The organism is Streptococcus mitis (genome assembly GCF_003944325.1).
Lineage (GTDB): Bacteria > Bacillota > Bacilli > Lactobacillales > Streptococcaceae > Streptococcus > Streptococcus mitis_CW.
This window is the reverse complement of the sequence record NZ_RJPX01000006.1, coordinates 32177-57027: the sequence shown is the minus strand read 5'-3', so window position 1 is coordinate 57027 and position 24851 is coordinate 32177. Positions and strand designations below refer to the sequence as shown.

The 24851-nt window shown below is 38.7% G+C and carries 27 protein-coding genes and 2 pseudogenes; 10 read left to right on the top strand and 19 right to left on the bottom strand.

The genetic code is table 11. From position 1 onward, the window contains the following. Nucleotides 1-15: 15 nt before the first annotated feature. The 14 genes and pseudogenes from D8787_RS03430 to D8787_RS03360 all read right to left on the bottom strand — a co-directional run bounded on the left by D8787_RS03430 (nt 16) and on the right by D8787_RS03360 (nt 10880). The gene (locus tag D8787_RS03430) at nt 16-957 is read right to left on the bottom strand and encodes a YitT family protein (protein WP_125420773.1); all 942 of its coding nucleotides are present in this window, start codon (nt 955-957) and stop codon (nt 16-18) included. After that, complete coding sequence (aspS, locus tag D8787_RS03425) at nt 935-2698, bottom strand: aspartate--tRNA ligase (RefSeq protein WP_125420771.1); 1764 nt, start codon at nt 2696-2698, stop codon at nt 935-937. Before aspS ends, D8787_RS03430 begins: the two co-directional genes overlap by 23 nt. A gap of 154 nt (nt 2699-2852) precedes the next feature. Further along, nucleotides 2853-3083: a hypothetical protein gene (locus tag D8787_RS03420; RefSeq protein WP_033682917.1), complete on the bottom strand. Its 231-nt coding sequence runs from the start codon at nt 3081-3083 to the stop codon at nt 2853-2855. Between the two features lie 17 nt (nt 3084-3100). Then, nucleotides 3101-3742 (bottom strand): CPBP family intramembrane glutamic endopeptidase, encoded by a 642-nt coding sequence (locus tag D8787_RS03415; protein WP_125420769.1) that lies wholly within the window; start codon nt 3740-3742, stop codon nt 3101-3103. Nucleotides 3743-3751: 9 nt separating this feature from the next. Continuing rightward, complete coding sequence (locus D8787_RS03410; protein WP_125420767.1) at nt 3752-4450, bottom strand: ABC transporter permease; 699 nt, start codon at nt 4448-4450, stop codon at nt 3752-3754. Further along, the gene (locus D8787_RS03405; protein ID WP_125420765.1) at nt 4443-5267 is read right to left on the bottom strand and encodes an ABC transporter ATP-binding protein; all 825 of its coding nucleotides are present in this window, start codon (nt 5265-5267) and stop codon (nt 4443-4445) included. The genes D8787_RS03410 and D8787_RS03405 overlap by 8 nt, the downstream gene beginning before the upstream one ends. Nucleotides 5268-5277: 10 nt before the next feature. Beyond that, the gene (locus D8787_RS03400) at nt 5278-6018 is read right to left on the bottom strand and encodes a DUF3169 family protein (RefSeq protein ID WP_185776738.1); all 741 of its coding nucleotides are present in this window, start codon (nt 6016-6018) and stop codon (nt 5278-5280) included. A gap of 2 nt (nt 6019-6020) precedes the next feature. Further along, entirely contained in the window at nt 6021-6218 is a 198-nt protein-coding gene (locus D8787_RS03395) for a hypothetical protein (protein ID WP_125420761.1), read from the bottom strand. After that, nucleotides 6205-6393 carry a hypothetical protein gene (locus D8787_RS03390; protein WP_049513531.1) on the bottom strand — a complete coding sequence of 63 codons (189 nt, stop codon included), beginning with the start codon at nt 6391-6393 and terminating at the stop codon, nt 6205-6207. The genes D8787_RS03395 and D8787_RS03390 overlap by 14 nt, the downstream gene beginning before the upstream one ends. Then, entirely contained in the window at nt 6393-6599 is a 207-nt protein-coding gene (locus D8787_RS03385) for a helix-turn-helix transcriptional regulator (protein ID WP_020902358.1), read from the bottom strand. Before D8787_RS03385 ends, D8787_RS03390 begins: the two co-directional genes overlap by 1 nt. A gap of 9 nt (nt 6600-6608) precedes the next feature. After that, nucleotides 6609-7074: pseudogene (locus D8787_RS12050) on the bottom strand (hypothetical protein). Then, nucleotides 7074-8354, bottom strand: a complete 1281-nt coding sequence (gene hisS / locus D8787_RS03375) for a histidine--tRNA ligase (RefSeq protein ID WP_101776924.1) — start codon at nt 8352-8354, stop codon at nt 7074-7076. The pseudogene D8787_RS12050 and the gene hisS overlap by 1 nt, the downstream one beginning before the upstream one ends. A gap of 228 nt (nt 8355-8582) precedes the next feature. Beyond that, nucleotides 8583-9830: a transporter gene (locus D8787_RS03365; RefSeq protein WP_125420757.1), complete on the bottom strand. Its 1248-nt coding sequence runs from the start codon at nt 9828-9830 to the stop codon at nt 8583-8585. Nucleotides 9831-10028: 198 nt separating this feature from the next. Continuing rightward, a complete protein-coding gene (locus D8787_RS03360) occupies nt 10029-10880 on the bottom strand; it encodes a helix-turn-helix domain-containing protein (protein WP_125420755.1) in 852 nt (283 codons plus the stop codon). 124 nt (nt 10881-11004) lie between these two features. On the opposite strand from D8787_RS03360, the gene D8787_RS03350 reads away from it, so the two are divergent. After that, nucleotides 11005-11346 carry a metal-sulfur cluster assembly factor gene (locus D8787_RS03350; protein WP_001204052.1) on the top strand — a complete coding sequence of 114 codons (342 nt, stop codon included), beginning with the start codon at nt 11005-11007 and terminating at the stop codon, nt 11344-11346. Between the two features lie 258 nt (nt 11347-11604). On the opposite strand, the gene ilvD is transcribed toward D8787_RS03350, so the two are convergent. Continuing rightward, nucleotides 11605-13308 carry a dihydroxy-acid dehydratase gene (ilvD, locus tag D8787_RS03340; protein WP_125420753.1) on the bottom strand — a complete coding sequence of 568 codons (1704 nt, stop codon included), beginning with the start codon at nt 13306-13308 and terminating at the stop codon, nt 11605-11607. 184 nt (nt 13309-13492) lie between these two features. Between ilvD and D8787_RS03335 the strand changes: the two genes are divergently transcribed. The 4 genes from D8787_RS03335 to rpmG all read left to right on the top strand — a co-directional run bounded on the left by D8787_RS03335 (nt 13493) and on the right by rpmG (nt 15202). After that, nucleotides 13493-14500: an SPFH domain-containing protein gene (locus D8787_RS03335; RefSeq protein WP_125420751.1), complete on the top strand. Its 1008-nt coding sequence runs from the start codon at nt 13493-13495 to the stop codon at nt 14498-14500. A gap of 2 nt (nt 14501-14502) precedes the next feature. Continuing rightward, nucleotides 14503-14703 (top strand): PTS ascorbate transporter subunit IIC, encoded by a 201-nt coding sequence (locus tag D8787_RS03330; protein ID WP_000796544.1) that lies wholly within the window; start codon nt 14503-14505, stop codon nt 14701-14703. Nucleotides 14704-14854: 151 nt separating this feature from the next. Further along, on the top strand, nt 14855-15037 hold the full coding sequence (gene rpmF, locus D8787_RS03325) for a 50S ribosomal protein L32 (RefSeq protein ID WP_000290417.1): 183 nt from the start codon (nt 14855-14857) through the stop codon (nt 15035-15037). Between the two features lie 15 nt (nt 15038-15052). Then, nucleotides 15053-15202: a 50S ribosomal protein L33 gene (gene rpmG / locus D8787_RS03320; RefSeq protein ID WP_001265622.1), complete on the top strand. Its 150-nt coding sequence runs from the start codon at nt 15053-15055 to the stop codon at nt 15200-15202. Between the two features lie 279 nt (nt 15203-15481). Here the strand turns inward: rpmG and D8787_RS03315 are convergent, their stop codons facing one another. Genes D8787_RS03315 through D8787_RS03305 form a run of 3 tightly spaced genes read right to left on the bottom strand, consistent with a single transcriptional unit; the run spans nt 15482 to nt 19379 of the window. Beyond that, entirely contained in the window at nt 15482-15868 is a 387-nt protein-coding gene (locus tag D8787_RS03315) for a hypothetical protein (RefSeq protein WP_020900525.1), read from the bottom strand. A gap of 33 nt (nt 15869-15901) precedes the next feature. Beyond that, nucleotides 15902-16501, bottom strand: a complete 600-nt coding sequence (locus D8787_RS03310) for a hypothetical protein (protein ID WP_125420749.1) — start codon at nt 16499-16501, stop codon at nt 15902-15904. 55 nt (nt 16502-16556) lie between these two features. Beyond that, on the bottom strand, nt 16557-19379 hold the full coding sequence (locus D8787_RS03305) for a CAP domain-containing protein (protein ID WP_125420747.1): 2823 nt from the start codon (nt 19377-19379) through the stop codon (nt 16557-16559). 192 nt (nt 19380-19571) lie between these two features. On the opposite strand from D8787_RS03305, the gene D8787_RS03300 reads away from it, so the two are divergent. Continuing rightward, nucleotides 19572-20501, top strand: a complete 930-nt coding sequence (locus D8787_RS03300) for a helix-turn-helix domain-containing protein (protein WP_125420745.1) — start codon at nt 19572-19574, stop codon at nt 20499-20501. Nucleotides 20502-20628: 127 nt separating this feature from the next. Here D8787_RS03300 and D8787_RS03295 read toward each other — a convergent pair. After that, nucleotides 20629-20925 (bottom strand): annotated as a pseudogene (locus tag D8787_RS03295) (amino acid transporter); the annotation flags it as partial. Nucleotides 20926-21444: 519 nt separating this feature from the next. Between D8787_RS03295 and D8787_RS03290 the strand changes: the two are divergent. From D8787_RS03290 to D8787_RS03275, 4 genes are all read left to right on the top strand, one after another. Continuing rightward, nucleotides 21445-21768 (top strand): hypothetical protein, encoded by a 324-nt coding sequence (locus tag D8787_RS03290; protein ID WP_000144757.1) that lies wholly within the window; start codon nt 21445-21447, stop codon nt 21766-21768. Between the two features lie 10 nt (nt 21769-21778). Next, nucleotides 21779-22888, top strand: a complete 1110-nt coding sequence (locus D8787_RS03285) for a helicase HerA domain-containing protein (RefSeq protein ID WP_000154971.1) — start codon at nt 21779-21781, stop codon at nt 22886-22888. Nucleotides 22889-23094: 206 nt separating this feature from the next. After that, a complete protein-coding gene (locus tag D8787_RS03280) occupies nt 23095-23442 on the top strand; it encodes a hypothetical protein (RefSeq protein ID WP_125420743.1) in 348 nt (115 codons plus the stop codon). 211 nt (nt 23443-23653) lie between these two features. Further along, nucleotides 23654-24850 (top strand): Rep family protein, encoded by a 1197-nt coding sequence (locus D8787_RS03275; RefSeq protein ID WP_125420741.1) that lies wholly within the window; start codon nt 23654-23656, stop codon nt 24848-24850. Nucleotide 24851 lies beyond the last annotated feature (1 nt).

Here is a 24851-nt window from a genome sequence, read left to right as displayed (position 1 = left end):
TGGTTTTTTTAGTTACTAATTGTCTGTTTCAACGAACCGTCCCAGAATATGAACATTCTCCGATACAGAGACAAAGGCGCTTGGATCCACCTGTTTCATAATCTGTTTAAATTCATTAAACTCTGCACGTGTAATGACAGTGATTAAAACTGCCTTTCTCTCGTGATTATAGGTTCCTTCTGCATCGTGGATCATGGTTGCACCGCGGTGCAATTTTTTATGGATTTTTTCAATTACCTTGTCTGGATGATTGGTCACAATCATGGCCTGCATGCGTTTTTGCTTGGTAAAGACTGCGTCTGTGACACGGCTAGAGACAAAGATGGTAATCATAGAGTAGAGAGCGTATTTCCAACCAAAGGTCAAACCAGCTATCAGCATGATGGTCCCATTTACCAAGAAAGAAATACTACCGACATTCTTACCTGTTTTCTTGCGAATGGTCAGGCTGACGATATCCGTCCCACCACTGGAGATATTGTTTCGAAGAGCAAAACCAATCCCCAAGCCCATGACAACACCCCCAAAAAGGGCATTGATAATGGGATCCTCCGTCAAGGTCGCCACAGGGACAAACTGAATAAAGAAGGAACTCATGGATACCGTGATAAAGGTAAAGACGGTGAACTTATGGCCAATCTGATACCAAGCTAAAACCATCAAAGGGAAATTAATAGCATAGAAAGCCAATGAGATTGGAATATGAAAACCAAACCAGTGATTACTCAAGGCAGAGATAATCTGTGCCAGACCTGTCGCACCACTCGAATACACATGTCCTGGTTGGAAAAAGAAATTGACCGCTACTGCTGATAGAAAACCATAAACTAGAGAGGCCGAAATCTTCTCATCATATTTTTCTCGAGAGATGCTTTGTAAGACACGTAAAATTTTTATCTGATGAGCAAAGCGGCGCAGATAATAGCGCCACCGCTTAATTCGTTTTGCTTGTTTCATCTTCTTCTACTTGTAAGCTGAGTTCCTCTAGTTGTTTGAGAGCGACTGTTGAAGGAGCTTGTGTCATTGGGTCAGTTGCCTTATTGTTTTTAGGGAAAGCAATGACTTCACGGATATTTTCTTCTCCAGCAAGCAACATAACAAAACGGTCAAGTCCAATAGCCAAACCACCGTGTGGTGGGAAACCATAGTCCATGGCTTCAAGAAGGAAACCAAACTGGTCATTTGCTTCTTCAGCTGAGAAACCAAGAGCCTTGAACATGCGTTCTTGAAGGTCTTTTTGATTGATACGGAGGCTACCACCACCAAGCTCATAACCGTTCAAAACGATATCGTAAGCAATGGCACGAACTTTAGCCAACTCACCTTCTAATTCGTGAGCAGTCTCTTCCTGTGGAAGGGTAAATGGATGGTGAGCACTCATGTAACGGCCTTCTTCTTCAGACCATTCAAACATTGGCCAGTCAACTACCCAAAGGAAGTTGAATTTATCGCTATCAATCAAGCCAAGCTCTTTGGCAATACGTCCACGAAGGGCACCAAGAGTTGCATTGGTCACTTCAAGCGTATCCGCCACAAAGAGAACCAAGTCCTTATCTTCAAGCGCAAGCGCTGTTGTCAATTCTGCTTGGATGCCAGTCAAGAACTTAGCAACTGGTCCGTTTAATTCCCCATCAGCCACCTTGACCCAGGCAAGACCTTTGGCACCATACTGTTTGGCTACTTCCGTCATCTTGTCGATGTCTTTACGTGAATAGTTGTCCGCAGCGCCTTTGACTACAATTGCTTTTACAGCAGGTGCTTCTGAAAAAACTTTAAAGTCTACACCTGTGACCACTTCTGTCAAGTCCTGAAGCAACATGTCAAAACGGGTATCTGGCTTGTCAGAACCGTAAAGAGCCATAGCTTCATCGTATTTCATACGAGGGAATGGAAGCGTCACTTCGATGCCTTTAGTTTCTTTCATCACGCGCGCAATCAAACCTTCTGTGATATCTTGGATTTCTTGCTCAGTAAGGAAAGACGTTTCCAAGTCGACCTGGGTAAACTCAGGCTGGCGGTCTCCACGCAAGTCCTCGTCACGGAAACATTTGACGATTTGATAGTAGCGGTCAAAACCAGCATTCATCAAGAGTTGTTTCGTGATTTGTGGACTTTGAGGAAGCGCGTAAAAATGCCCTTTATTAACACGAGACGGCACCAAATAGTCACGCGCCCCTTCAGGCGTTGACTTAGAAAGGAATGGTGTCTCCACGTCGATAAACTCCAACTCATCCAAGTAGTTGCGGATAGAGTGGGTCACCTTAGCACGAAGTTTAAGATTTTCCAACATTTCTGGACGACGAAGGTCAAGGTAACGGTAACGCAAACGTGTATCGTCATTGGCCTCAATACCATCCTTAATCTCAAATGGTGTTGTCTTAGCTGTATTAAGCACTGTCAAAGCTGTCACGTTTAACTCAACTGCACCAGTTGGCAACTTATCATTGGCTTGCTCACGCGCAGCGACCTGTCCAGTCACCTCGATAACAAATTCGCTACGAAGGCTTTCAGCTGTTGCCATGACCTCTGCAGAGACTTTTTCAGGGTTGATAACCAACTGCATGATTCCTTCACGGTCACGAAGGTCGATAAAGATCAAACCACCAAGGTCACGACGACGGCCTACCCATCCTTTCAAGGTTATTTCTTGTCCGATGTGTTCCTCACGAACACGACCAGCATACATACTACGTTTCATTGTTTCTCTCCTCTTTTATTCTGTTACTATTTTACCATAAAAGCGCAGGCTCTTCATGAAAATCAGCAGAAAAGTTTGCCTGTCTTTAAAAATCAAGTGACGACCCTAAAAATTAGCGCTAATACAAAAATCCGATGAACTTCATCGGACTCTTTTATTTTGAATTTTTGCCTGCTTTACGCTTTTCAGCGATTTCGGCTGCCTTTCGAGGCAAGACGATTTCCGTTGTGTAAGCTGTCCCAAAACGCCAGATACCTGCAATAGGGGCAAAGACCACTGCTAAATGGCTATAGAAGAAATCTCCCTTAAAGGCATAAGCTAGCGCTCCAATGATGAAAAATAGAACAACTGCTTGAATCACTGCTAATAAAATTACTCGTTTCATGTGACCTCCTGACTCTATTATAGCATGAGAATCATCAAAAAGCTGACTAAATTATTCAAAGCGTGGAGAGAAATACTGTAAAGAAGACCTTTTCGGCTTACATAAGCCAGACCCAAACTCAATCCTAGACTAGCATAAACTAAAAACTGTTGCAAAGTTCCTGGAGAATGAATCAAGGCAAACAGAACACTAGTTACCAGAAGGAAAAGCAGAGTTTGTTTGCTATTGTCCTGCTTAGGAAAGAGATAGCGTGCTAACATCCCTCTAAAGATGAGTTCTTCCGTCAAAGGAGCAAAAATATTAATAGCAAAGAATGAGAAAAGTGGCTGAGCCAAGGTCAGGTCTGTCGCTGTTTGCTGATTTACCGAAGGATCATCAGGCAGGAAGAATTGAACGACAAGAGCTAAGAACCAAACCAAGGCAGGAAGCCAAATAAATCGGTTGAAGCCACTCTTCTCAATATGAACAGGAGCTTTCTGATACCATTTGTAAATACCGTACACATAAACTCCAGCCAAGACCACATAGAGCAAGGTAACAGCATAGGGTGAAGCTCCTAAGGCAAGAGAAGCAGCCGCGAGCCCCTGAATAAAGATATAGATGAATAAAAAGGATAGAATGGCTAGAAGAAACCAGCCGAGGTTTTTAAGTAGTTTCATATAGATCTCCTATCTTGCTTTATAGCTGTTTTTCAATACAAAGAGGTTTGCTATTCCTAATACAAGTACCCAGGCAAGTAACATACCGATATTAGAAAAAGATATTTCCCCACCTTTTTTATTTAAAAGATTTACAATAGGACCGACGAACGAGTAATCCAACACTTTTTGAACCGTATCATTTTGAGAAGCAATCATAGGTAAAAAAGAGACAATTAACATAGGAAAGATACTATAAACTTGCGCTTTAGATTGAGTATCTGACACCGCACCAATTAGAAGGTTGAGAAAAATAACACTAATCGTTGCTAGAATCAAATAGATAGCATAGGCAAATAAATAACCCGATACATCTACTTTAAGATAGATTGGTAGTAAAATCATTCCAAGCAACATAATCAACGAAGGGAGAACGAGCATACTAAGAGTATATTCTGTTGCTGTCACACCACTTAGGATGAGTGATTTAAGATTGCGCTTTTCCTTATCTTCTGCCATCATAATCGATACCATATAACCACTTCCCATGCTCAAGACCATCGTCAAACTCATAGAAAGGAGAGACGTACTCAATTCTCCATTCTTATTCATGAATGCATTATATAGAACAGTCAATCCAAAAGGCGTCAATAGAGTCGCCAATAAAGTTGAATTACTAATAATAACTTGTAATCTTAACCATAGTAGGGCATTTAATTTTCTAAACATCTAACTTTTCTCCTGTCAATCTGATAAAGATCTCTTCTAAAGTCGGCTCACAAGAGTGAACCACCATCAAATCTGTCGTGTCTAAATGTGGTAATTCTTCAAATGGGACTATCTGTTCTCGTCCATCATTATAAACCACACGTACTTTCTTATCCACATGGTACTTCTGGATAATATCTTTCGGACTTCCATACTCTATTAAGTTACCCTTATTTAAAAGAGATAAGCGATCACAAAGCAGAGTTGCTTCATTCATATCATGCGTGGTCAGAAAGATAGTTGTCCCCGCCTGCTTTAATTCTTGAAGTAGGGTATGAATCATCTTAGATGTTGTAGGGTCTAAGCCACTGGTTGGCTCATCTAGAAAGAGAATCTTAGGAGCATTCAGAAGGGCACGAGCCAAGAACATTCGTTGTTTCATTCCAGTAGATAACTTTTCTGCAATAATATCTTTAGCATCTGCCAATCCAACCTGTTGAAGCACCTGAACTACTCTATCTGCCTTGAGGCCATATAACTTAGCATAGATGAGAAGATTTTTATAAAGACTCATCTTTTCATAAAAACCACTGCCATCACTAACAATACCAATTTGTTCCAAATCATTTGAGGTTAAATCTTGAGAATTCTTGCCTAACAAAACTGTTTTACCTTGATCTGCAGCCAACTGTCCTGTTAAGACATTGATCATGGTTGTTTTACCTGAGCCAGAAGGGCCAAGAAAACCAAAGATTTCACCCTCCTTAATCTCAAAAGAAATCTGATGAAGAGCTTTTTTGCTCCCAAAACTTTTGCTTACATTTTCAACACGAATCATAGAAACTCCTTTATTTGAAATAGCGTTTTACCATAGGTAACTGCATCACATTGATATAAACATGGATGGCTCCGACAAGTACGAAAGCTAGTAGCTGAATCTCTCCTGTCAAGACAGAAATGATAAAAAGAAAAATATATAAGCCTGGTAAGACATACTGATTTAATTGGAATAAAATCCGAAAACTCTGTTCCAAATTAGCCTGACGCTCCCCTTCATCATAAGAATTAATATAGTTCAAGACATCCTTCGGTGTAGAGAAAAGAGCCAAATCAAACTGACGAACAATCGCAATTGTTTTAGAAAGATATTTTTGACTCTGCAAGAACAGCACTAATTCCAAAAAGGAAAGGGAAAATGTTATACGACTTACATCGAGTACAATTACTTCACTACCTGAGATGACAAGAGCCAATAAAATCGCTACACTTGTAATATTAGAAGTAATGTTTCCAAATTCGAGATTCCGATACATTTGCACATAATAGGTTTCATTCAGATCATCATCTATTTCCTCTTGATACAAGGAGTGAAATTTTCTGCTTTTCTTTAAGAAATTGAACGTCAAAAGAATACCAACAAAACCTAATAGTAAACCAATAGCTGATAGCCATGGTATCAAGACTTTTACATCTAACATAATTCCGTGGGATTCGGCACCAGCCTTCAACATATCTACAAACATATACAAGAAAGCTCCCAAGACAACAGGAATTAAAAATAACAAGACACGTTTATTTTTCTTTTTCATATTCATTCTCCTTTTTCACTCGCTAAATTGTTTACTTTCTTTTCAATCCAGTCAACGACTGGGATAAGAGCAAAGTAGGCCCAAATAAATTGGTCACTTTGATATGGATTAAAGCAGCCTAAGTCCATCCCAATCAATAGAAATACGCTGACTAATAAAGCTATGGCAACTACATAATAGATTACTTTATACTTGTTCATCATTTTTCTCCTTCTTCTTCAACCAGTTGAAGATGGACAAGAGGACTAAGTTAACCCAAAATAAATACTTACTTTCAACAAAATAGAACCACCCCAGTAATGTTCCAATCATAGCGAAAGCATTCACAATGAGGGCAAGAACACTCATGTAATAAATCACTTTATACTTGTTCATCACTCGTCCTCCTCCAAGCGAAATACCGATTCGACTGTTTCGTTGAAAATTTGAGATATTTTCAGGGCAATGATAATGGACGGGGTGTACTCATCCCGTTCTAGTAGGCTAATGGTTTGCCTGGAAACCCCTGCCAGCTTAGCCAGTTCGGTTTGATTGAGACCATCGCGAGCCCGAAGCTCTTTTAGACGATTTTTTAGTTGCATATTACAGACCTACTTTCCGTCAAATTCAACGGTTTGGATATCCTCTATGCGTTGTAGTTTGAATTTTTCTTTTCCTTTTTTATCAACACGACGTAGCTTGACCCATTCCTCATCAACATCCACAACTTCCCAGTTATCTGTTCCAAAAACTTGTCCAAAGATTGTCGGTGTTTTCCCAATCAATTCTTTTAAAATTCTTGACATTTCGTTATTTCCTTTCTGTTTTTGCTCAATTCTTTTGATTTTATTCTCTAATTTCTTGACCCTTTGGGTATGATAGAGATAAAACATAATCACAAGAGGTACAAATCCTAATGCCCACATAATCGTTCCTTTCTCCTTATCTCTTAACTTGCTTATATTGTAACACATCTTTTTTCTTTTTGACAAGCATATTTGTCAAAAAGTTTATGATTTTTGTCATTTTGCAAAAGAAAAAGGTCAGGAGTAGGTTCCTGACCAGTTTTTCTACTATTAAAAGCCTAGTTTTTCAAAGATTTCTGAGAAGTTTTGGCTGATTGTCTCAAGTGACACTTGCACTTCTTCTCGTGTTTGATTGTTCTTGACCGTCACTTGTCCGCTTTCGACTTCACTCTCTCCTAGGGTGATGAGGGTCTTAGCAGCAAAGACATCGGCTGACTTGAACTGAGCTTTGAGCTTACGGTTGAGGTAATCACGCTCTGCTTTGAAACCTTGTTGGCGAAGGGCTTGTACCAATTCCAAGGCCTTGACATTTGCTCCTTCACCCAAGACTGCGATATAGACATCTAGGGCGTTTTCGATAGGGAGGGCCACACCTTGCTTTTCAAGAATGAGAAGCAGGCGCTCTACACCAAGTCCAAAACCAAAGCCAGCAGTTTCCGGGCCTCCAAAGTAAGAAACCAAACCATCGTAACGACCACCCGCACAGACTGTCAAGTCATTGCCCTCAATCTCAGTGATAAACTCAAAAATGGTGTGGTTGTAGTAGTCCAGACCACGCACCATATTGGTATCGATGATATAGTCTACTCCAAGATTTTCCAACATCTGACGCACAGCATCAAAATGAGCTTGGCTTTCTTCATCAAGGAAGTCCAAGATAGAAGGCGCATTCTCTACTGCTACCTTGTCTTCTTTTTCTTTAGAGTCCAAGACACGGAGAGGATTTTCCTCCAAGCGACGCTGGCTATCCTTAGACAAGGTCTCCTTGAGCGGTGTCAAATAATCAATTAAGGCTTGACGGTAGGCAGCACGGCTCTCAGGATTTCCAAGAGTGTTAAGGTGCAATTTGACACCTTGGATGCCGATTTCTTTCAAGAAATGGGCTGCCATCGCGATTGTTTCCACATCGGTAGCTGGATTGCTAGAGCCAAAACACTCAACACCAATCTGATGGAATTGGCGCAAGCGCCCTGCCTGTGGACGCTCATAACGGAACATCGGTCCCATGTAGTAGAACTTGCTTGGCTTTTGCACTTCTGGGGCGAAGAGTTTATTTTCCACATAGGAACGGACAACGGGTGCAGTTCCTTCTGGACGGAGGGTGATATGGCGGTCACCCTTGTCATAGAAGTCATACATTTCCTTGGTTACGATATCCGTTGTATCTCCGACAGAGCGACTGATGACCTCGTAATGCTCAAAAATAGGCGTGCGCACTTCTGCATAGTTGTAGCGCTTGAAAATCTCACGGGCAAAGCCCTCAACGTACTGCCATTTGGCAGATTCAGCAGGCAAAATATCCTGCGTTCCTTTTGGTTTTTGTAATTTCATAGGGAATCCTCTTTAAACTTAATAGTCTTATTTTACCATAAATAGAGGGATTAAAACAGTGAGAAAAAATTAGGATTTATACTCAATGAAAATCAAAAAGCAAACTAGGAAGTTAGCCGCAGGTTGCTCAAAACAGTGTTTTGAGGTTGTGGATAGAACTGACGAAGTCAGTAACCATACCTACGGCAAGGCGACGTTGACGTGGTTTGAAGAGATTTTCGAAGAGTATTAGATATCATTTTTGAGATTAAGACCTGTCAAAAGAATAGCTAGCAAGGAAAGACCAACAAATAGCATCCAAGTCAACTGTATATTCCATACAGCTATAAGTGAAAAACAAGCTGTTCCCACAGGTATGGATAAGGTGAACAATAAACCTAAAAAATTACTGGTACGAGCTAGAACCTCTGGAGCTAGATTTTTCAGGAGCAAGGCACTAATCTTTGGTTGAACTTTACCAGACACATACAGAGTTGAACAGATAAATAGTAAACCAAGTACGACTTGATTGAATAAATTAGCTAGACCAACTAGACTGAGTCCTACGGTCACCCACATCATCAATCTAGGCAAGGACTGCTTCCCAAAATAATCATTGCCCGTAAGGCTACTGATGATGATTGCTAACAAAGCACAGAATTGACTGATAAATAATGCCTCTGTGTAAGAAAAGTCCAAAAGAGAATGGCTCAAAAAGAAGATGTTATAGATGCTTCCTAAAGCGCCACCCAAAGCATTGATAAGCAAGACAGCAAAGAGCATAAAGCCAAAGTTTTTCTGTCCACCTTTAAGAAAAACAAGACGTAAATTTCGGTAAATTGTTAGGAACTGGTCTTTGATAGAAAGCTTCTCATTTTTTAGGTTTTCACCATCAGCAGATGACATTGACAGACTCAATTTGCTTTTTCCTAAAAAGAGAATAAAGGCTGATACTAGGAAAAAACAGGCATTAATTCCCGCAACAAGGGAAAAATTGTTGACCGATAGACCTAAGAGCCAAACTCCAAAAGCTTGACCACCAATGGCTGAAATATAGGTGATAAACTGTGAAAAAGAATAAGCCTCCATCAAATCCTCTTCAGCTACTTTTTCCTTAATAAGAGGCATGCGCAAGCCACCTGCAAAATCACTGATGACATCACTAATGACATTGATTAAACACAGGCTAGAAAAGGCAAAGAGACTAGCTTGCTGAACAACTAGGGCTGCTAGAAAAAATAAAACCGCCTGAAACAAACCGCTGTAAGTCATCCATTTGACCTTGTCCCTCGTGTAATCTGCCCGAATCCCTACAAAAACTGTAAAGAGAGTCGGAAGAATCATGACAATATTGGCCATAGCAACCGCAAAAGATGCTTGTGGCAGGGTCGATGCATAGACGATAAATACCAGATTGAAAATCGAAGCACCAAAAGCATTGAAGAAACGTGACAAAGTCAAGAGTCGATAAGCTTGATTTCTGAACAATAGTTTCATAGGTAATCTCCCTTCTTGTTATAATCCCTATATGAAATATGACTACAGTATAGCACTTAGAAATTTGAAAGGGTAAACTTTTGAATATATGCAACACACAAAATAAGCAAAACAACGATAAAATCTCTTTGATGACATGAGAGAGGACAAGAGTTCTATCGCTTCAAATTTCAAATAATTTTCTTAGTTTGCAGATATTCAACAATCGGTCGTTTTTCTGTAGTATTCGGCAGATTTGTGACAGCCAAGCATCTCAAAAATACGGACAGCATCTTCCATCTTTTTCTGGCCTTCCTTGACTCTGCCCTGCTTGCTATCAAGAAGACCTTCTGCCCACAAATAGACAATTCGGAAATAGGTCTCATTTTCCTTGTAGAAATGCTCTTTGATGACACGTTTAAAATAAGAGGCATTGGTAAATTCTTCACCCTCAATGCTGGCTAAAAAACCATTCAATAGCATGGTGTGAAACAGGTTTCGGTTTCCAGACATTTCCATTAGAAAATCGGATTTTCGGATCATTTCTCGTACATATCTAGTAAAAAGGGAAACAGATAAGAAGGGAGAACTGACTGAGAACAAATTGAGTTCATAGATTCCCCAAATCTCGGTAGAAAACAAGTAGTCATGAAGGACTTTCCTTTCCTCTGACGTTAACTCTACCGTATCATCCATGCTCTTCATATAAGACTTGATAATAATGGCATTTAGAATATGTTTCTGTTTGTTTTGAGAATGGGCATGCTTTTGATATTCCCTGCGATACAAGTCCTCAAGCGGAGCTATATTCTTTGGATTCAAGACATCTATGATTTCTTTTCTCAACTCAGAATCTGTATCATGCTGAAAACCTCTCGCCAGAAAGAGGATTTCCTCCACACTGGCAGATATATTTTCTAGGGCAAATAGAAATTTTTCTACCGAAAGCTCACTCTGACCTGTTTCAAAGCGGGATAACATGGACGGCGAAAATTGTCCCCCAGTTGCTTGTCTCAGCGAGATATTTCTTGACTCTCGTAATTGTCTAAAGACTTTTCCAATCTGCTCCATAGGCTTCCCCTTAATTTAGTCTTTTCTTTATATTATCATATTTTTTCAGAAAAACCATCAAAAACTTGCCAAATTGTCAGAATTATGAGAAAATAGAGGATATTTATCACGTGGAGGGACTGCTATGAGAGACGATATCAAAATCAATGACCGTGCTTTGGCCTTACAAGACCAAATTATCGAAAAACTAGAGAAGGTTTTTGATACAGATGTGGAATTGGATGTGTACAATCTAGGACTGATTTATGAAATCAATCTGGACGAAACAGGTCTCTGCAAGATTGTCATGACCTTCACCGATACTGCCTGCGATTGTGCAGAAAGCCTGCCTATCGAAATCGTGGCAGGTCTGAAACAAATCGAGGGGATCGAAGATGTCAAGGTTGAAGTTACCTGGTCTCCTGCCTGGAAGATCACACGAATCAGTCGCTACGGCCGCATTGCCCTTGGACTACCACCTCGTTAATACTCTTCAAAAATCTCTTCAAACCACGTCAGCGTCGGCTTGTCGTAGGTATATGTTACTGACTTCGTCAGTTCTATCTGCAACCTCAAAACGGTGTTTTGAGCTGACTTCGTCAGTTCTATCCACAACCTCAAAGCAGTGCTTTGAGCAACCTGCGCCTAGCTTTCTAGTTTGCTCTTTGATTTTTATTGAGTATAAGCAGGCAAATCACTTTTGAAGATGAAAAGAAGCAAGCCGAGATTGGCTTGCTTTTTGAGTTTATTTTTTACCTGACTTGTCCATATTCCAGAAGTCTGTCACGGCTCCGCGTGAAGCAGATGATACGATGTGGGCATATTTACCGAGGACACCACGGCTATAAAGTGGTGGCAAGGTTGTTTCTGCCTTGCGTTTTTCAAGTTCTTCTTGGGATACGGCCATGGAAATTTCTTTGGTATCTTGGTCAACCGTAACGATATCGCCTGTACGGAGATAAGCAATCGGTCCACCATCCTGAGCTTCAGGGGCGATATGTCCAACAACCAGACCATAAGTACCACCAGAGAAACGGCCATCCGTCAAGAGGGCAACCTTGTCTCCCTGACCTTTACCAACAATCATTGATGAAAGTGACAGCATCTCAGGCATACCAGGACCACCTTTAGGTCCAACGAAACGAACAACGACTACATCGCCATCAACGATTTCATCTGTCAGAACGGCCTGAATAGCATCTTCTTCTGAATCAAAGACCTTAGCTGGTCCAACGTGACGACGCACTTTCACACCTGATACCTTAGCAACCGCACCATCAGGGGCAAGGTTCCCGTTCAAGATGATAAGCGGACCATCTGCACGTTTTGGATTTTCAAGTGGCATGATAACTTTTTGACCTGGTGTCAGGTCTGCAAAGTCAGACAAGTTTTCAGCTACAGTCTTACCAGTACATGTGATACGGTCTCCGTGAAGGAAGCCATTCGCCAACAAGTATTTCATAACCGCAGGCACACCACCGACTTCGTAGAGGTCTTGGAAGACATACTGACCAGATGGTTTTAAGTCTGCCAAGTGAGGAACGCGTTCTTGGATTGTATTGAAGTCCTCAAGTGACAAGTCAACATTGGCAGCATGGGCAATAGCAAGCAAGTGAAGAGTGGCGTTTGTAGAACCACCGAGAGCCATGGTTACAGTGATGGCATCTTCAAAGGCTTCACGAGTCAAGATATCAGATGGTTTGAGACCAAGTTCCAGCATCTTAACAACAGCACGTCCTGCTGCTTCGATATCTTCTTTCTTATCAGCTGATTCAGCTGGGTGAGATGAAGATCCTGGCAAACTCATACCGAGAACTTCGATAGCGGTCGCCATAGTATTAGCTGTATACATACCACCACAGCCACCAGGGCCAGGGCAGGCATTACATTCAAGACGTTTCACGTCCTCAGCTGTCATGTCACCGTGGTTCCATTTTCCGATTCCTTCAAAGACAGAAACCAAGTCAATATCTTTTCCATCAAGATTTCCCGGTGCAATAGTTCCACCATAGGAGAAAATAGCTGGAATATCCATATTAGCAATGGCAATCATAGAACCAGGCATGTTCTTGTCACAGCCACCGATAGCGACAAAGGCATCGACGTTGTGACCACCCATAGCCGCCTCTATAGAGTCCGCAATGATATCACGAGATGTCAAAGAGAAACGCATACCAGGCGTTCCCATGGCAATCCCGTCCGCTACGGTAATGGTCCCAAACTGAACAGGCCAAGCGCCTGCCGATTTGACACCTTCTTTCGCTAATTTCCCAAAATCATGCAAGTGAATGTTACATGGTGTATTTTCCGCCCAAGTCGAAATCACTCCCACAATCGGTGTTTCAAAGTCCTTATCTGTCATACCAGTCGCACGAAGCATGGCACGGTTAGGTGATTTAACCATACTGTCATAAATGCTACTGCGGTGACGTTTATCTAATTCAGTCATTTGTTCCCTCCCATTTCAGTTTTTACCATTATAGCACATTTTAAAAGCAATGAACAGAAGAAAATTCTTGAATTTTCAGAAAATTCTATACAGTAATAGTTTCTTTAAAAATGTTACATTTATTTCTTGACTTTATAAATTAAAGTGATATCATTTAGATATCAAATAACAGGAGGTCATTCTTATGACTGAAAAACTAATCAATTCAAAACCAAATGGTGTATTCGCATTAATTCTCATTGAGTTGACACTCGTACTTGGTGTCTTTATACTTATAATGGGTGCTGCTTCGGAAAACATTTTTGGAATTATTATCGGACTTTTATTAAGCTTAATTACAGGCCTAGCTCATGCTGGTTTAAAAGTTGTCAAACCTCAGGAAGCTCTGGTTTTGACTCTTTTTGGTAACTATACAGGTACCATCAAAGAACCTGGTTTTTACTTTGTCAATCCCTTCAGCGTAGCAGTTAACCCTGCAAATCACACTCGACTTGGACAAAGTGGAGACGTTAGCACGAAATCTCCTTTTTCAGGGATGAAATCATCAAATGGCAATGATGTAAATATTGAAATTGGCAAGAAACAGATTTCCCTCAAGGTTATGACCTTGAGCAATTCTCGCCAAAAAATCAATGATTGTCTAGGAAATCCTGTAGAAATCGGTATCGCGGTAACTTGGAGAGTTGTCGATACTGCTAAGGCAGTCTTCAACGTTGACAACTACAAAGAATATCTTTCATTACAATGTGATAGTGCCCTCCGAAATATTGTCCGCATCTATCCTTACGATGTGTCTCCTAATGTAGATACTACAGGTGACGGGCAAGCCGATGAAGGTAGTCTTCGTGGCTCTAGCGAAATTGTTGCTAACCGTATTCGTGAAGAAATCCAAAGTCGCGTTGAAGATGCTGGTTTGGAAATCCTTGAAGCACGTATCACTTACCTAGCTTACGCACCAGAAATTGCTGCTGTCATGCTTCAACGCCAACAAGCATCAGCCATTATTGATGCCCGTAAGATGATTGTCGATGGCGCTGTGGGTATGGTTGAAATGGCCCTGGAACGTCTCAATGAAGGGGAATTGGTAGAGCTTGATGAAGAACGAAAAGCTGCCATGGTTTCAAATCTCCTAGTCGTCCTCTGTGGCAATCATGATGCACAACCAATTGTCAACACAGGAAGTCTTTACTAAAGATGGCTGAAGCTAAAAAAAAGCAGATTCCCCTTCGACTCTCAACAAAGTTATACGCTGCACTCGCATCATGGGCAGAAGACGACTTTCGTTCAGTCAATGGGCAAATCGAATATCTCCTTACAGAATGTGTCAAGCAACGGAAGAAAGACGGAAAATACGTATCAGAAACCATTGACGAACCATTTGAGATTGATATTTAACACCTTCTCCTGTCTGCTAGGTCGGACAGGAGAATTTTTTTATCTTTTTTTGTCAAGTAACTTTACTTTACAAAAAAAATGTGTTATCCTAGTATGGTTGATGAAAATCAGTAGATTGAATCGAATATAAATACCTAAAGGAGAAATCAAAATGGCAGTACCTGCACGTCGCACTTCAAAAGCGAAGAAAAACAAACGTCGTACACACTACAAAGTAACAGCTCCATCTGTAAACTTTGACGAAACTACTGGAGATTACTCACGTTCTCACCGTGTATCACTTAAAGGATACTACAAAGGACGTAAAATCGCTAAAGCTGCATCAGCTGAATAATAGAAGGGAGATACCATGCGCGTAAATATTACACTTGAACACAAAGAATCTGGTGAACGCTTGTACCTTACTTCTAAAAACAAACGTAACACTCCAGACCGTCTTCAATTGAAGAAATACTCACCAAAACTTCGCAAACACGTTGTGTTTACAGAGGTTAAATAGAGATTCACTACACGTCAGCAGGCGTGAGAATCCCTGATTTTAAGCGATTCTTGAGATTTCAAATTTCAATGTATTGCAATACAAATCAGCCGAATCTCTACATTTTTCTCTACATTTTCAGATAAATAAAAAGAGATTACGGATATAAGAGAAGAGCTACTTCACAGATGAGTAGCTCTTCTTTTTTTATTCTTTCACTTCAATTATTCATGAAAATAGTAAAATCTTTTGAATGAATAATTGAAGTCCAAAATGCAGGCATTAATCAGCCTGCATTTTCTATCTAGCATTTATAGAGTAGATATAAGCTATATAACAAGCAAAATCTCCTATTTGCTTTCTGTTATCCTCTATAGCATCAAACCATGAAACGTCCACACCTTCTTGCCCTAGATAACGACTAAGAAGCTTTAGACAATATATTACTCGCTCATGCTTTGCTGTTCTCCCTTCATCTTTTTGTTGACGCTCTTCACGTTCCCATAGCAACCACTGGCTACGAATATGAGCATAGCTTATACTAGCTTGCAAAAACTCAGACCATACTTTTAAAATTTCCTCATCGTTACCAATATTGTTTAGAATTGTCTGATGAATGTTTTGACATTCTTCAAAAGTTAGAGCATCTTTAGCACTTAAAAATGCTGAATAATTTATATTTCTCATTTAATACCTCGTGTGTGTACTCAACAAACCTACTTAAAAACTAGAGCTATGATTTCTAATTAGTTCTTCTAAAAATTCAGGCTCTTCATCAATCATCTCTAAATAACCATACATCAGATTAGCTTGATTATCCACATTTTTCACACGATTAAAATCTATGGTAAAAGTGTCTTTATTTATATATTGTTTTATTCTATCATTACTAGCCAAACTCACCGCAGAATTCTTTGGCCAACCTTTAATAACTAAGCTTTCTGTATCATAGTAATCTATTATAAATGTTCCATAATCAGAAAAACTAGCATGCATATACTCAGGATATTCCTTTAATTTGTATCTTTCCTTTAAATAGAAATCTTTAAATTCTATCCCTATTCTATTTGCTTCTTCTTTATAAATCTCTTCTAGTTTTGTCATAAAGGAATAATAAACTAATTTCGGTACGTTTTTAAACGAAGTGGTTCGGTACATTGGAATCAAATTATATTTAGAAAATTCTTCCAATATCTCTACTGCTCGTATTATATCCGATGAATGATTCTCAACAACAACTTTATCGTCAAATAACTTATACTGGTAACCATAACCGTCTAACATATCTAATAGATTTTTAATCTTATCTTCTACTGCCATTACTTCTCCTTTTTAAAATAAACTATCCAGCATGACACTAGATAGTTCTATATAATTACTTAGTCTCTTTCCGCTTAGTAAAGAACCCTGCCAAGCCAATCATTGCTAACAATCCGTAGCCAACTGTAACAATTGAATTTGCTACCCTAGGATTTTCTCCTGTACTTGGTAACGCATATTGTTCTGCTGATTTATCTGCCGGCTTGTCTGCTGACTTATCTGCTGGTTTATCTGCTGACTTGTCTGCTGGCTTATCTGCTGGCTTATCCGCTGGTTTATCCGCTAGCTTATCCGCTGGCTTATCCGCTGGCTTATCCGCTGGCTTATTCGCTGGCTTATTCGCTGGCTTATTCGCTAGCTTATCCGCTGGCTTATCCACTGGTTTATCTGCTGGCTTATTCGCTGGCTTGTCCGCTGGTTTATCTGCTGGTTTATCTGCCGGCTTGTCAATGATAGCACTTGGATCCAACTCTGGCAATTCATCTACTGTTGGAGCTACTTTTGGTGTTGCACCAATACCATCAGGATTTTGTTTTGTATTCAAATCACTTGGGATGTCAGCTGTGATATCCAATTCTGGCAATTCATCTACTGTTGGAGCTACTTTTGGTGTCGCACCAATACCGTCAGGATTTTGTTTTGTATTCAAATCACTTGGGATGTCAGCTGTGATATCCAATTCTGGCAATTCATCCACTGTTGGAGCTACTTTTGGTGTTGCTGAAATGATACGGTTACCATTAGTATATAGATTTAGCATCTTATCGATTGAAAAGATATCTGATTTATGTTTGTGGTCGGCTTGTGCCTGTGTCAAACGAGCTTTGGCATCTGTCAAGTCTTGTTCTGCAACTGCAATACGTTGTTCTACATTCGTTCTATCGGCTTCTGCCTGTGTTAAACTTGCACGCAATTGTGGCAATTGCGCGTGGACACGCATAGCATCATCACGTTTACTTGTTGCTGCGTCAATTTCACTTTGAATCGTGTTGATACGTGCAGTTACATCATTTACACGAGCTGTTGCTTTATCCAATTCTTTTTGTTTTTGAACGACTGCATCTGCTTTGTCTTGAGCTGTTGCTGTAAGCGTAGCCAAATCAGATTTTGCTTGATTTAGAGCGGTTGTTGCATTTGTGCGACCTGTAGCAATATCATTCAATTGGGCGTTTAATGCATCCAACTCTTGGGTTAAATCAGCTTTCTTCGCAACTAATGCATCACGTTCTCGCTCTTGTGTCGCTTTTTGAGCTTTCAATGCATCTAACTCTGCTTGCATTTTTGGTCTGTCATCGATGATTTGACGTTTAACAAACACATAATGAGTGTCTGCGATAAACTTCATCTTTTTACCATAGAATGTTGGGTTCATTGGGTCATCTTGATTAAAGTTGTTGCTATGGTTCCAATAATCCTTTTCATCTTGGCTTTGGTTTAGGGAATGGAACATTTGGTCATTTTCATCCCATTCATAGGTTGAACCTTTGTGCGCACTAGCGTTGAATGAACCGAAATAAGTTGTTTTATCTTTTCCATCGACGGTTGAAATGGCAACGCCCATTTTACCACCTGTTGGTGTCAATAAGTTTTTGCGGTGTCCGTATTTCAAACCTCGTACATTTGCATAGTCCGAGTAGTATGTCAACAACATATCATAAGCCAACGTTTCATTAGTTACGATATGGTCAAATGTCAAATATTCACCGTCGCGACCGATAATTTGGCCTGATAGCCCGCCAAGGATGTTTTCAACGTTCTGGTCTGGTTGCACCCCTTTGATATAGCCCGGTTTGTTTGTTAAACTTGTACGGTGTGACAATACGCCTGTTTTCTGCATTTCATCAGCACGTTTTTGCGCGTATGCTAGGTACTCATCGTCAACCACCATATCACCCTTCAAATTGTTATTAACACGTAGTTGATTAAGCAATTTGACAAAGGCGTCTGAAATACCTTTGTTATCTACCTTGTAACGGTATGTTGGGCGTTCTTTGTATTTACGAGTTGTCCAATCATATGGCGCTTTCTTATAGGCTGCTAAAGCTTCTGCGAAATCAACCATATCTTTAGTTGCGTCAATTTCTTTGATATCAACACCTTGGAAATTAACTGGTTCCATTTGGTTGTTACGGAAGAACCCATGGTTATACTCATAATCATTAAGATTATCATGAGCTGTGTGATTACGTTCATCAGGGTTCAAATCTGTTGAAATAACTTTAACTCTATAGTTATCGATTTCCCCTTGTTTAGCAGCAATTTTAGTGTCTGTAGCTGTGATTTGTGCACCTTTAGCGTTCAAATCATTATCAACGTTTGAAATTTTGCTAGTTGTGTTTGTGATGTTTTTACGTACATTAGCGTCTGTGATTGCGTCAAGGTCTGCTTGTTTCGTATCCACATCAGCTTTCTTAGTGTCACGGGCATTATCAGCCTCTGTTTTTGCGGTGTTAGCATTGTCTAGTGCTGTATGCGCATCACGTTCGGCATCTTTAGCGGTATTCAAATCGTTTGTTGCGTTTGTCTTGTCCGCTGTTTTGCTAGCGATAATATTGTTTTGTGCATCGATGATTTTGTTTGCGTTATTAGCAGTGTCAATGTCTTTATTGATGGAGTCAATTTTGTCATCAGCTTTTACCTTTTCAGTTTTTGCTCTGTCTACAGTACCTTGTTTTGCGTTGACATCAGCTTGCGCCTTATCTACATCAGCTTTGGCATTTTTAACGTCTTGCTCTGTAACATGGACAGGGGTCGTCTTCACCGTAGGCTTGGGTTTACCAGAATCAACCTCTTCTGCATGGGCAGTTGTATTTACAGCACCAGCACCTACAAAAATAGTTGTTAAACCAGCACCTAACAAAATATCTTTTTTCTTCATAATATTGTCTCCTTTTTATTTTTTTGTATATTATACTGTAATTAATTTCCATTTTGGAACTTTCTATTGTAAACGGTATAATTTTATTTCTTATCTTGATTTTAGAATAAAAATCTACTAAAAACAGTAGTTTTTCCCAAAAATGGAGAAATTTAAGTTATAATAAAACCAATAAAACTCAAGGAGACTATCATGGAATTCAAACACTATGGAGAAATTATCTACAAAATCCGTCAAGATCGTAATATGACCCTCAAGGAGGCTGCTGGAGATGTCATTACTCCCAATAACCTCAGTCGCTTTGAAAAAGGATTAGCTACCGTTAAAGTTGATACTTTTTTTGAAATTTTAAGCAATTTTAATTTAGATGGAGACGACTTTAATGAAGTTCTTCATATTCAAGATGAGAATGCCCAAAGAGCAAAGCAAATTATAAATGCATTAATTAAAAATGATAGAATAAAAGCTAGACAAATACTAGGAAAGAAAAGTGACTGGGGAAATATCATAGACTATTACACACTAAAATTAGCTATTTTACAAACTCAAGGAAAGAAAATAGATGAATTGGCTCCTGATGAAGTAGAAGCTATTCATTACTTGGTCGACTATATATTTAGTATTGATACTCTTTATATTCGTGATTTTACTGTTATTGAAATTCTTTTGGGACATAAGGTTCAATGTTTTGAGTTAAAATTCCTTGAATACCTCGAAAAGATAATTGTTAAAGGATTGGAAGAAACTAAGTATGTAACTTATAATTTTCCTTACAGATATGCTATAACTGGAATGAATTTAGCTAGAACATATTCTCGCTATGGCTATTATGATAAAGCTGAAAAACTCATCTATAAGTTGAAGATAAATATATCTGAAAAATTCTCTCTTGAGTATTCAATATATCCCCTAATTTATTTAAACATATTCGAAGTTTTCAATCTACTACGACAAAATAATCCTAAGGCGATTGAACTAGCTAATACTGTTCTTNACTACATTGATGCCCAAAACAACCTCTTCCCACTAGCAAAGATGTTTGAAGAAAAGAACACATTCGTCAAAGAAGTTCAACGACTAAATAAAACTGGCATTCCATTCCCTACGGAAGATGAAGAATAACTATCAACAGCAGTTCGGAACAAAATATTTACAACTTTAAAGCACCAAAGTCACTTTAGACTCTGGTGCTTTTTTGACTTGATTTTTAAAGAAAAAACTCACCAACCTGAGTTGATGAGTTTCAAATCTATTTTCTAAATTTCCACTGGCTATAAATCCCGAAACCGATAATCCAGATAGCTGATCCGATTGCTCCTACAAATGTAGACTCTTGTAAAAAGAGGGTTACAAAGACAAAGACAAAGAAAAGCATAGTTAAGGGATTTAGGAAACGATAATGGGGCATGAGATAGCCATCCGCCATAAAGTCCTGCGACTTGCGGTATTTAAGGTGAGCCACCATAATCAAGATATAAATGGCGATATAGACACCTGATGATGATGCCGTAATCAAGACAAAGGCATCCGAAACTCCTGGCAAGACCTGACGTGGATTTTGTCAATTATTTTTCACGAATATTACTATAGATTAAAGTTGAAAAATTTTAATTTTTTCTTTTAGAAAACAAAAAAACAGCCAAGAAAAACTCAACTGTTTGCATTTTTAATATTGCATGAAAATTTATGCAACAACCCATTCTAGTTAGTTTCAGGTACCTGAAACTAACTTATCTAACGGGGCTACGCCCCGACTCCCCTTTTTCTTTATGAAAAAAATTTTTTTCTTATCTCTTGCCCATCTCTTATCTTATTTCCCTAAAGGGAGTATAACCTAAAAATTAACACCTTGTCAAGTGTTTTTATGTTACGTTTTTGTTAATTTTTGATGACATAAACTCATTTGACCTTAACTCCCTTCGCCACGCGTGGCACTCAAAAAAAAAAATATATATATATATAAGAGATGGGCGTCATGAGATAAATCAACATATAGTTGTTAAATACAACTATTACTCCTGTAGAATAAAAATTATTCTCCTCCTTAATAAGAAAGGTCAAAAATATGACATTCACAGTCAAATCATCAAGCTATTATAGCTCAGAAAATGCTGAGAAACTTCTTGGAAATGAAACAACTTATATTGTAGGACTGCAAATAGAAACACAGTATGAATATAAAGACGATAAGCGGACAGATAAAGTTATTGGTTATCAGATTTGGATTGCTACGGATACTCATAATCCTTTTAAAGTGAAGTTCCTTCCAGATAACAAACCAGATTTATCTGAATTTAACATTGGTGAGAAAATAGCATTTGATAAATTAGAAGCAATTCAGATTAAATCAAATGCGTATTTCCGTGCCACAGGCATTCACAAAGCTTAGGGGGTAGTTTATGACTATCCCTATTAAAATGCCTATGTCTGAAAATGAATTAGCTAAATTCATTACAAGCAATCTCAACAATACACTAGATATCAACGGAGAAACGAGCTTTACAAACTCTTTCTCCATTTCTTTAGAGGCAGAAGATAAGGGAATGTTTTTCATTCCCAATCTTCCTGTTTCCTATGTTTTAGATAAAAATCTGTATTTTAAGATAGCAGATATCTGTTCTGGCATCCTTTACCCTTATAAAACGCTTATGTTACAAAGTAATGCAATTTTTATCCCCTACAAGACAGGTGACCCTAATCTTGCTAGAGGTTTTTTCTTCCCTTGGGTAAATGGTATTCCAACTCGACTAACTATTCCTGATATCCAACATTTTATAAATCAAGAAGTTAGTGAGATTAGGGTTCCGCTCATGTCAAACCAAGTTAGTATCAATCTAAATGATGTTGTTCATTTAGCTATCAGTGGTTCATCTGGTTCAGGAAAAAGTTATTTCCTAGAATACCTTATTCGGTGTATTCGGAAAATAACTGACGATATTGTAGCAGTAGACCCTAAACGTGCCGATATTTATTCTCTAGGTCGTGAATTAAATCTGTCTGTCCTGTCTCCGAAAAGAGGGGCTAACTTAAATAGTTTTATCACAGAAGTAAATGAAATTCTGGGGGATGCTATCAATAAGATTTACGAACGTCAAGAAATACTTTTAGAAAACCCAAAAGCTACATTAAAACGCAAATATATTATCATAGATGAGCTACTTGCTCTTGTTCAGGGTTCTTCAAAACAAGCACGAGATACGTTTGCACAACTATTAGGAACTGTGGCTCTCCTAGGTAGAGCTACTAAAGTTTCACTTATCCTAGTTTCCCAACGTTTTGATGCTACCGCATTTGGAGGAAATCTAGCAGTTAGAGAACAAATTAACTGTTCTATTATTTTGGGAGAGATAAATACTAACACCACTCAGTTTTTATTGCCAAACGCTCATATTGAAAATATTGTTGTTCCTAGCGGAATAGGGACAGGAATTGTCAAATTTAGTGATGGAAAGCATGACAGCAACATCATGCCACTCCTCACCCCATACTATAACAAGAGGTGCTTATGATAAACAAGTATAATCTATTCAAAATCTTATGTATAGGAACTGTAGTAAGCTGTTTTCCTATATTTATACTTATCTTGATTCAACAGAATCTGAACATTGAAATTAATTATCAAAATGTTATTTTTCTTTTCTATCCTTTGATAATTTTTTCAATCCTACTTTTCTCTCTTTTCCTTTATCACTGGTTTAAAAGTGATATAAAATACATGCTCAAAGGATTACGAGCAACCTACGAACTGAGAAAATTTGCCCATTTTGAGTCCGATTCTATTCTCGATACTCAAAATAAACAGATTTCTACTCAAAAATCAATCGTCAACAAGGCCAATCGTTCTTTGTTAACCTTATCGATGATTTATACAAAAGATGGGGCTATATTACGGTGGAAAGTTCCAAACAATCATGAAAGTTTCTTGAAAGTACAAGAAATATTCCCTGCTATTAAAACAAAATTACACACTATGGAACCCGACTTGTTCTTTACCAATATAGCGCCTAGTGATGGTCGTTGGTATCAAGCAACAGGCTCTTACAATCATAGTAGATTGAAATAAAATATGAACAAATAGACTATAAAATCGGTGGAAGGACTTTGTCAAAGACAAAAAGTCCTTCCACCATTTTTTTATATTACAAAACTGTGCCAATGATACTACTTACTCTAAATATCCTTAATACTAACAATACTGCGAGACTGGTCTTGGCATTGTCTCGCATTCAAACTGTGCCAATGTGCCAAAAACAAAACGAAAGGAAATTCTTGAAATGTCTTCAGAGAAAAAAACAAATAAAAAAATCCCTAAACAGCGTGCAATCATGTATACACAACAAATGCGACTAGCTATTTTATCTGATTGGAAAAAAGAAATTGATAGAATCGTTAAGTTATTAGAGCCATTACTCTGGGCAGGAATTTTACATGATAAAGATGTTAATGAAGATGGAGAAACTGTAGAACCCCATATTCATCTCATGATGTATTTCAAACATGCTCGTAGCCCACATAGCATAGCTTGGGAAATTAATGAACGAAATGGTAAACGTGAAGATGCTCAAATCGAACGATTAGAATTCTTCAAGCATCCTAATAATGGTTTTAGTTATCTTGTTCACCAAACTAAAGATGCTCAAAATAAATATCAGTACCCTATTTCGGAAATAATAAGTAACTTTGATTTTGCTAAAAAATTAGAAAATATTCGAAAACAAGTAGAGCGAAACCAAAGTAAAAAAGAAGGGGAACTAATACGAGAATATCTAGATATGCTTTATGACGGTTTATTAACTCTAGAAGAGATTGAATCTGAGCTAACGGGAAGTCAATATGCGAAAGCAAGTACGCGACTTAAAGCTGTTGCTGAAAAAAGGCAAGAAAGATTAGGGAGAGAATTCCTGAATCGTATGAAGTATGAACAAAAGACAAAGCAAGTAGTCTATATCTATGGTGAGTCTGGACTTGGTAAGACAAGACTGGCTAAGACTTATGCAGAAAATAAAAATACTTCTTATTTTGTAACAGGCTCAAGTCGCGACCCTTTTCAGAGTTATCAAAACCAGGAAACTATCATTATTGACGAACTGCGACCAGATAGCTTTCGATATGATGACCTTTTGAAAATTCTAGACCCTTATAATTTCGATGTTTTCTTACCTTCTAGATATATAGATAAGGCATTAACCGCTGAACTAATATTCATAACTAGCCCCTACTCACCAAAGGAGTTGTATGATAATTTTCAAACCAGTAAACGAATTGACAGTTTCGACCAGCTAGAACGACGAATACAAACAGCCATACTGGTTGAAAAGGATAATATCTTTTATACACACTATAACAATGAGAGTCGGGAATACGAAAAAGATGTCAGCAACTTTTTCACGAACCCCTTTGAACCTCAACCAATACATCGTGCTAATAGCTTCTTCACACAGTTTGAAACAACTATTCAAAGAAAGGAATAAC

What these genes read in the sequence shown, in the direction of transcription:
- D8787_RS03430 (WP_125420773.1), bottom strand. Translation starts at nt 957, where the DNA reads ATGAAACAAGCAAAACGAATTAAGCGGTGGCGCTATTATCTGCGCCGC.
- aspS (WP_125420771.1), bottom strand. Translation starts at nt 2,698, where the DNA reads ATGAAACGTAGTATGTATGCTGGTCGTGTTCGTGAGGAACACATCGGA.
- D8787_RS03420 (WP_033682917.1), bottom strand. Translation starts at nt 3,083, where the DNA reads ATGAAACGAGTAATTTTATTAGCAGTGATTCAAGCAGTTGTTCTATTT.
- D8787_RS03415 (WP_125420769.1), bottom strand. Translation starts at nt 3,742, where the DNA reads ATGAAACTACTTAAAAACCTCGGCTGGTTTCTTCTAGCCATTCTATCC.
- D8787_RS03410 (WP_125420767.1), bottom strand. Translation starts at nt 4,450, where the DNA reads ATGTTTAGAAAATTAAATGCCCTACTATGGTTAAGATTACAAGTTATT.
- D8787_RS03405 (WP_125420765.1), bottom strand. Translation starts at nt 5,267, where the DNA reads ATGATTCGTGTTGAAAATGTAAGCAAAAGTTTTGGGAGCAAAAAAGCT.
- D8787_RS03400 (WP_185776738.1), bottom strand. Translation starts at nt 6,018, where the DNA reads ATGAAAAAGAAAAATAAACGTGTCTTGTTATTTTTAATTCCTGTTGTC.
- D8787_RS03395 (WP_125420761.1), bottom strand. Translation starts at nt 6,218, where the DNA reads ATGAACAAGTATAAAGTAATCTATTATGTAGTTGCCATAGCTTTATTA.
- D8787_RS03390 (WP_049513531.1), bottom strand. Translation starts at nt 6,393, where the DNA reads ATGAACAAGTATAAAGTGATTTATTACATGAGTGTTCTTGCCCTCATT.
- D8787_RS03385 (WP_020902358.1), bottom strand. Translation starts at nt 6,599, where the DNA reads ATGCAACTAAAAAATCGTCTAAAAGAGCTTCGGGCTCGCGATGGTCTC.
- hisS (WP_101776924.1), bottom strand. Translation starts at nt 8,354, where the DNA reads ATGAAATTACAAAAACCAAAAGGAACGCAGGATATTTTGCCTGCTGAA.
- D8787_RS03365 (WP_125420757.1), bottom strand. Translation starts at nt 9,830, where the DNA reads ATGAAACTATTGTTCAGAAATCAAGCTTATCGACTCTTGACTTTGTCA.
- D8787_RS03360 (WP_125420755.1), bottom strand. Translation starts at nt 10,880, where the DNA reads ATGGAGCAGATTGGAAAAGTCTTTAGACAATTACGAGAGTCAAGAAAT.
- D8787_RS03350 (WP_001204052.1), top strand. Translation starts at nt 11,005, where the DNA reads ATGAGAGACGATATCAAAATCAATGACCGTGCTTTGGCCTTACAAGAC.
- ilvD (WP_125420753.1), bottom strand. Translation starts at nt 13,308, where the DNA reads ATGACTGAATTAGATAAACGTCACCGCAGTAGCATTTATGACAGTATG.
- D8787_RS03335 (WP_125420751.1), top strand. Translation starts at nt 13,493, where the DNA reads ATGACTGAAAAACTAATCAATTCAAAACCAAATGGTGTATTCGCATTA.
- D8787_RS03330 (WP_000796544.1), top strand. Translation starts at nt 14,503, where the DNA reads ATGGCTGAAGCTAAAAAAAAGCAGATTCCCCTTCGACTCTCAACAAAG.
- rpmF (WP_000290417.1), top strand. Translation starts at nt 14,855, where the DNA reads ATGGCAGTACCTGCACGTCGCACTTCAAAAGCGAAGAAAAACAAACGT.
- rpmG (WP_001265622.1), top strand. Translation starts at nt 15,053, where the DNA reads ATGCGCGTAAATATTACACTTGAACACAAAGAATCTGGTGAACGCTTG.
- D8787_RS03315 (WP_020900525.1), bottom strand. Translation starts at nt 15,868, where the DNA reads ATGAGAAATATAAATTATTCAGCATTTTTAAGTGCTAAAGATGCTCTA.
- D8787_RS03310 (WP_125420749.1), bottom strand. Translation starts at nt 16,501, where the DNA reads ATGGCAGTAGAAGATAAGATTAAAAATCTATTAGATATGTTAGACGGT.
- D8787_RS03305 (WP_125420747.1), bottom strand. Translation starts at nt 19,379, where the DNA reads ATGAAGAAAAAAGATATTTTGTTAGGTGCTGGTTTAACAACTATTTTT.
- D8787_RS03290 (WP_000144757.1), top strand. Translation starts at nt 21,445, where the DNA reads ATGACATTCACAGTCAAATCATCAAGCTATTATAGCTCAGAAAATGCT.
- D8787_RS03285 (WP_000154971.1), top strand. Translation starts at nt 21,779, where the DNA reads ATGACTATCCCTATTAAAATGCCTATGTCTGAAAATGAATTAGCTAAA.
- D8787_RS03280 (WP_125420743.1), top strand. Translation starts at nt 23,095, where the DNA reads ATGCTCAAAGGATTACGAGCAACCTACGAACTGAGAAAATTTGCCCAT.
- D8787_RS03275 (WP_125420741.1), top strand. Translation starts at nt 23,654, where the DNA reads ATGTCTTCAGAGAAAAAAACAAATAAAAAAATCCCTAAACAGCGTGCA.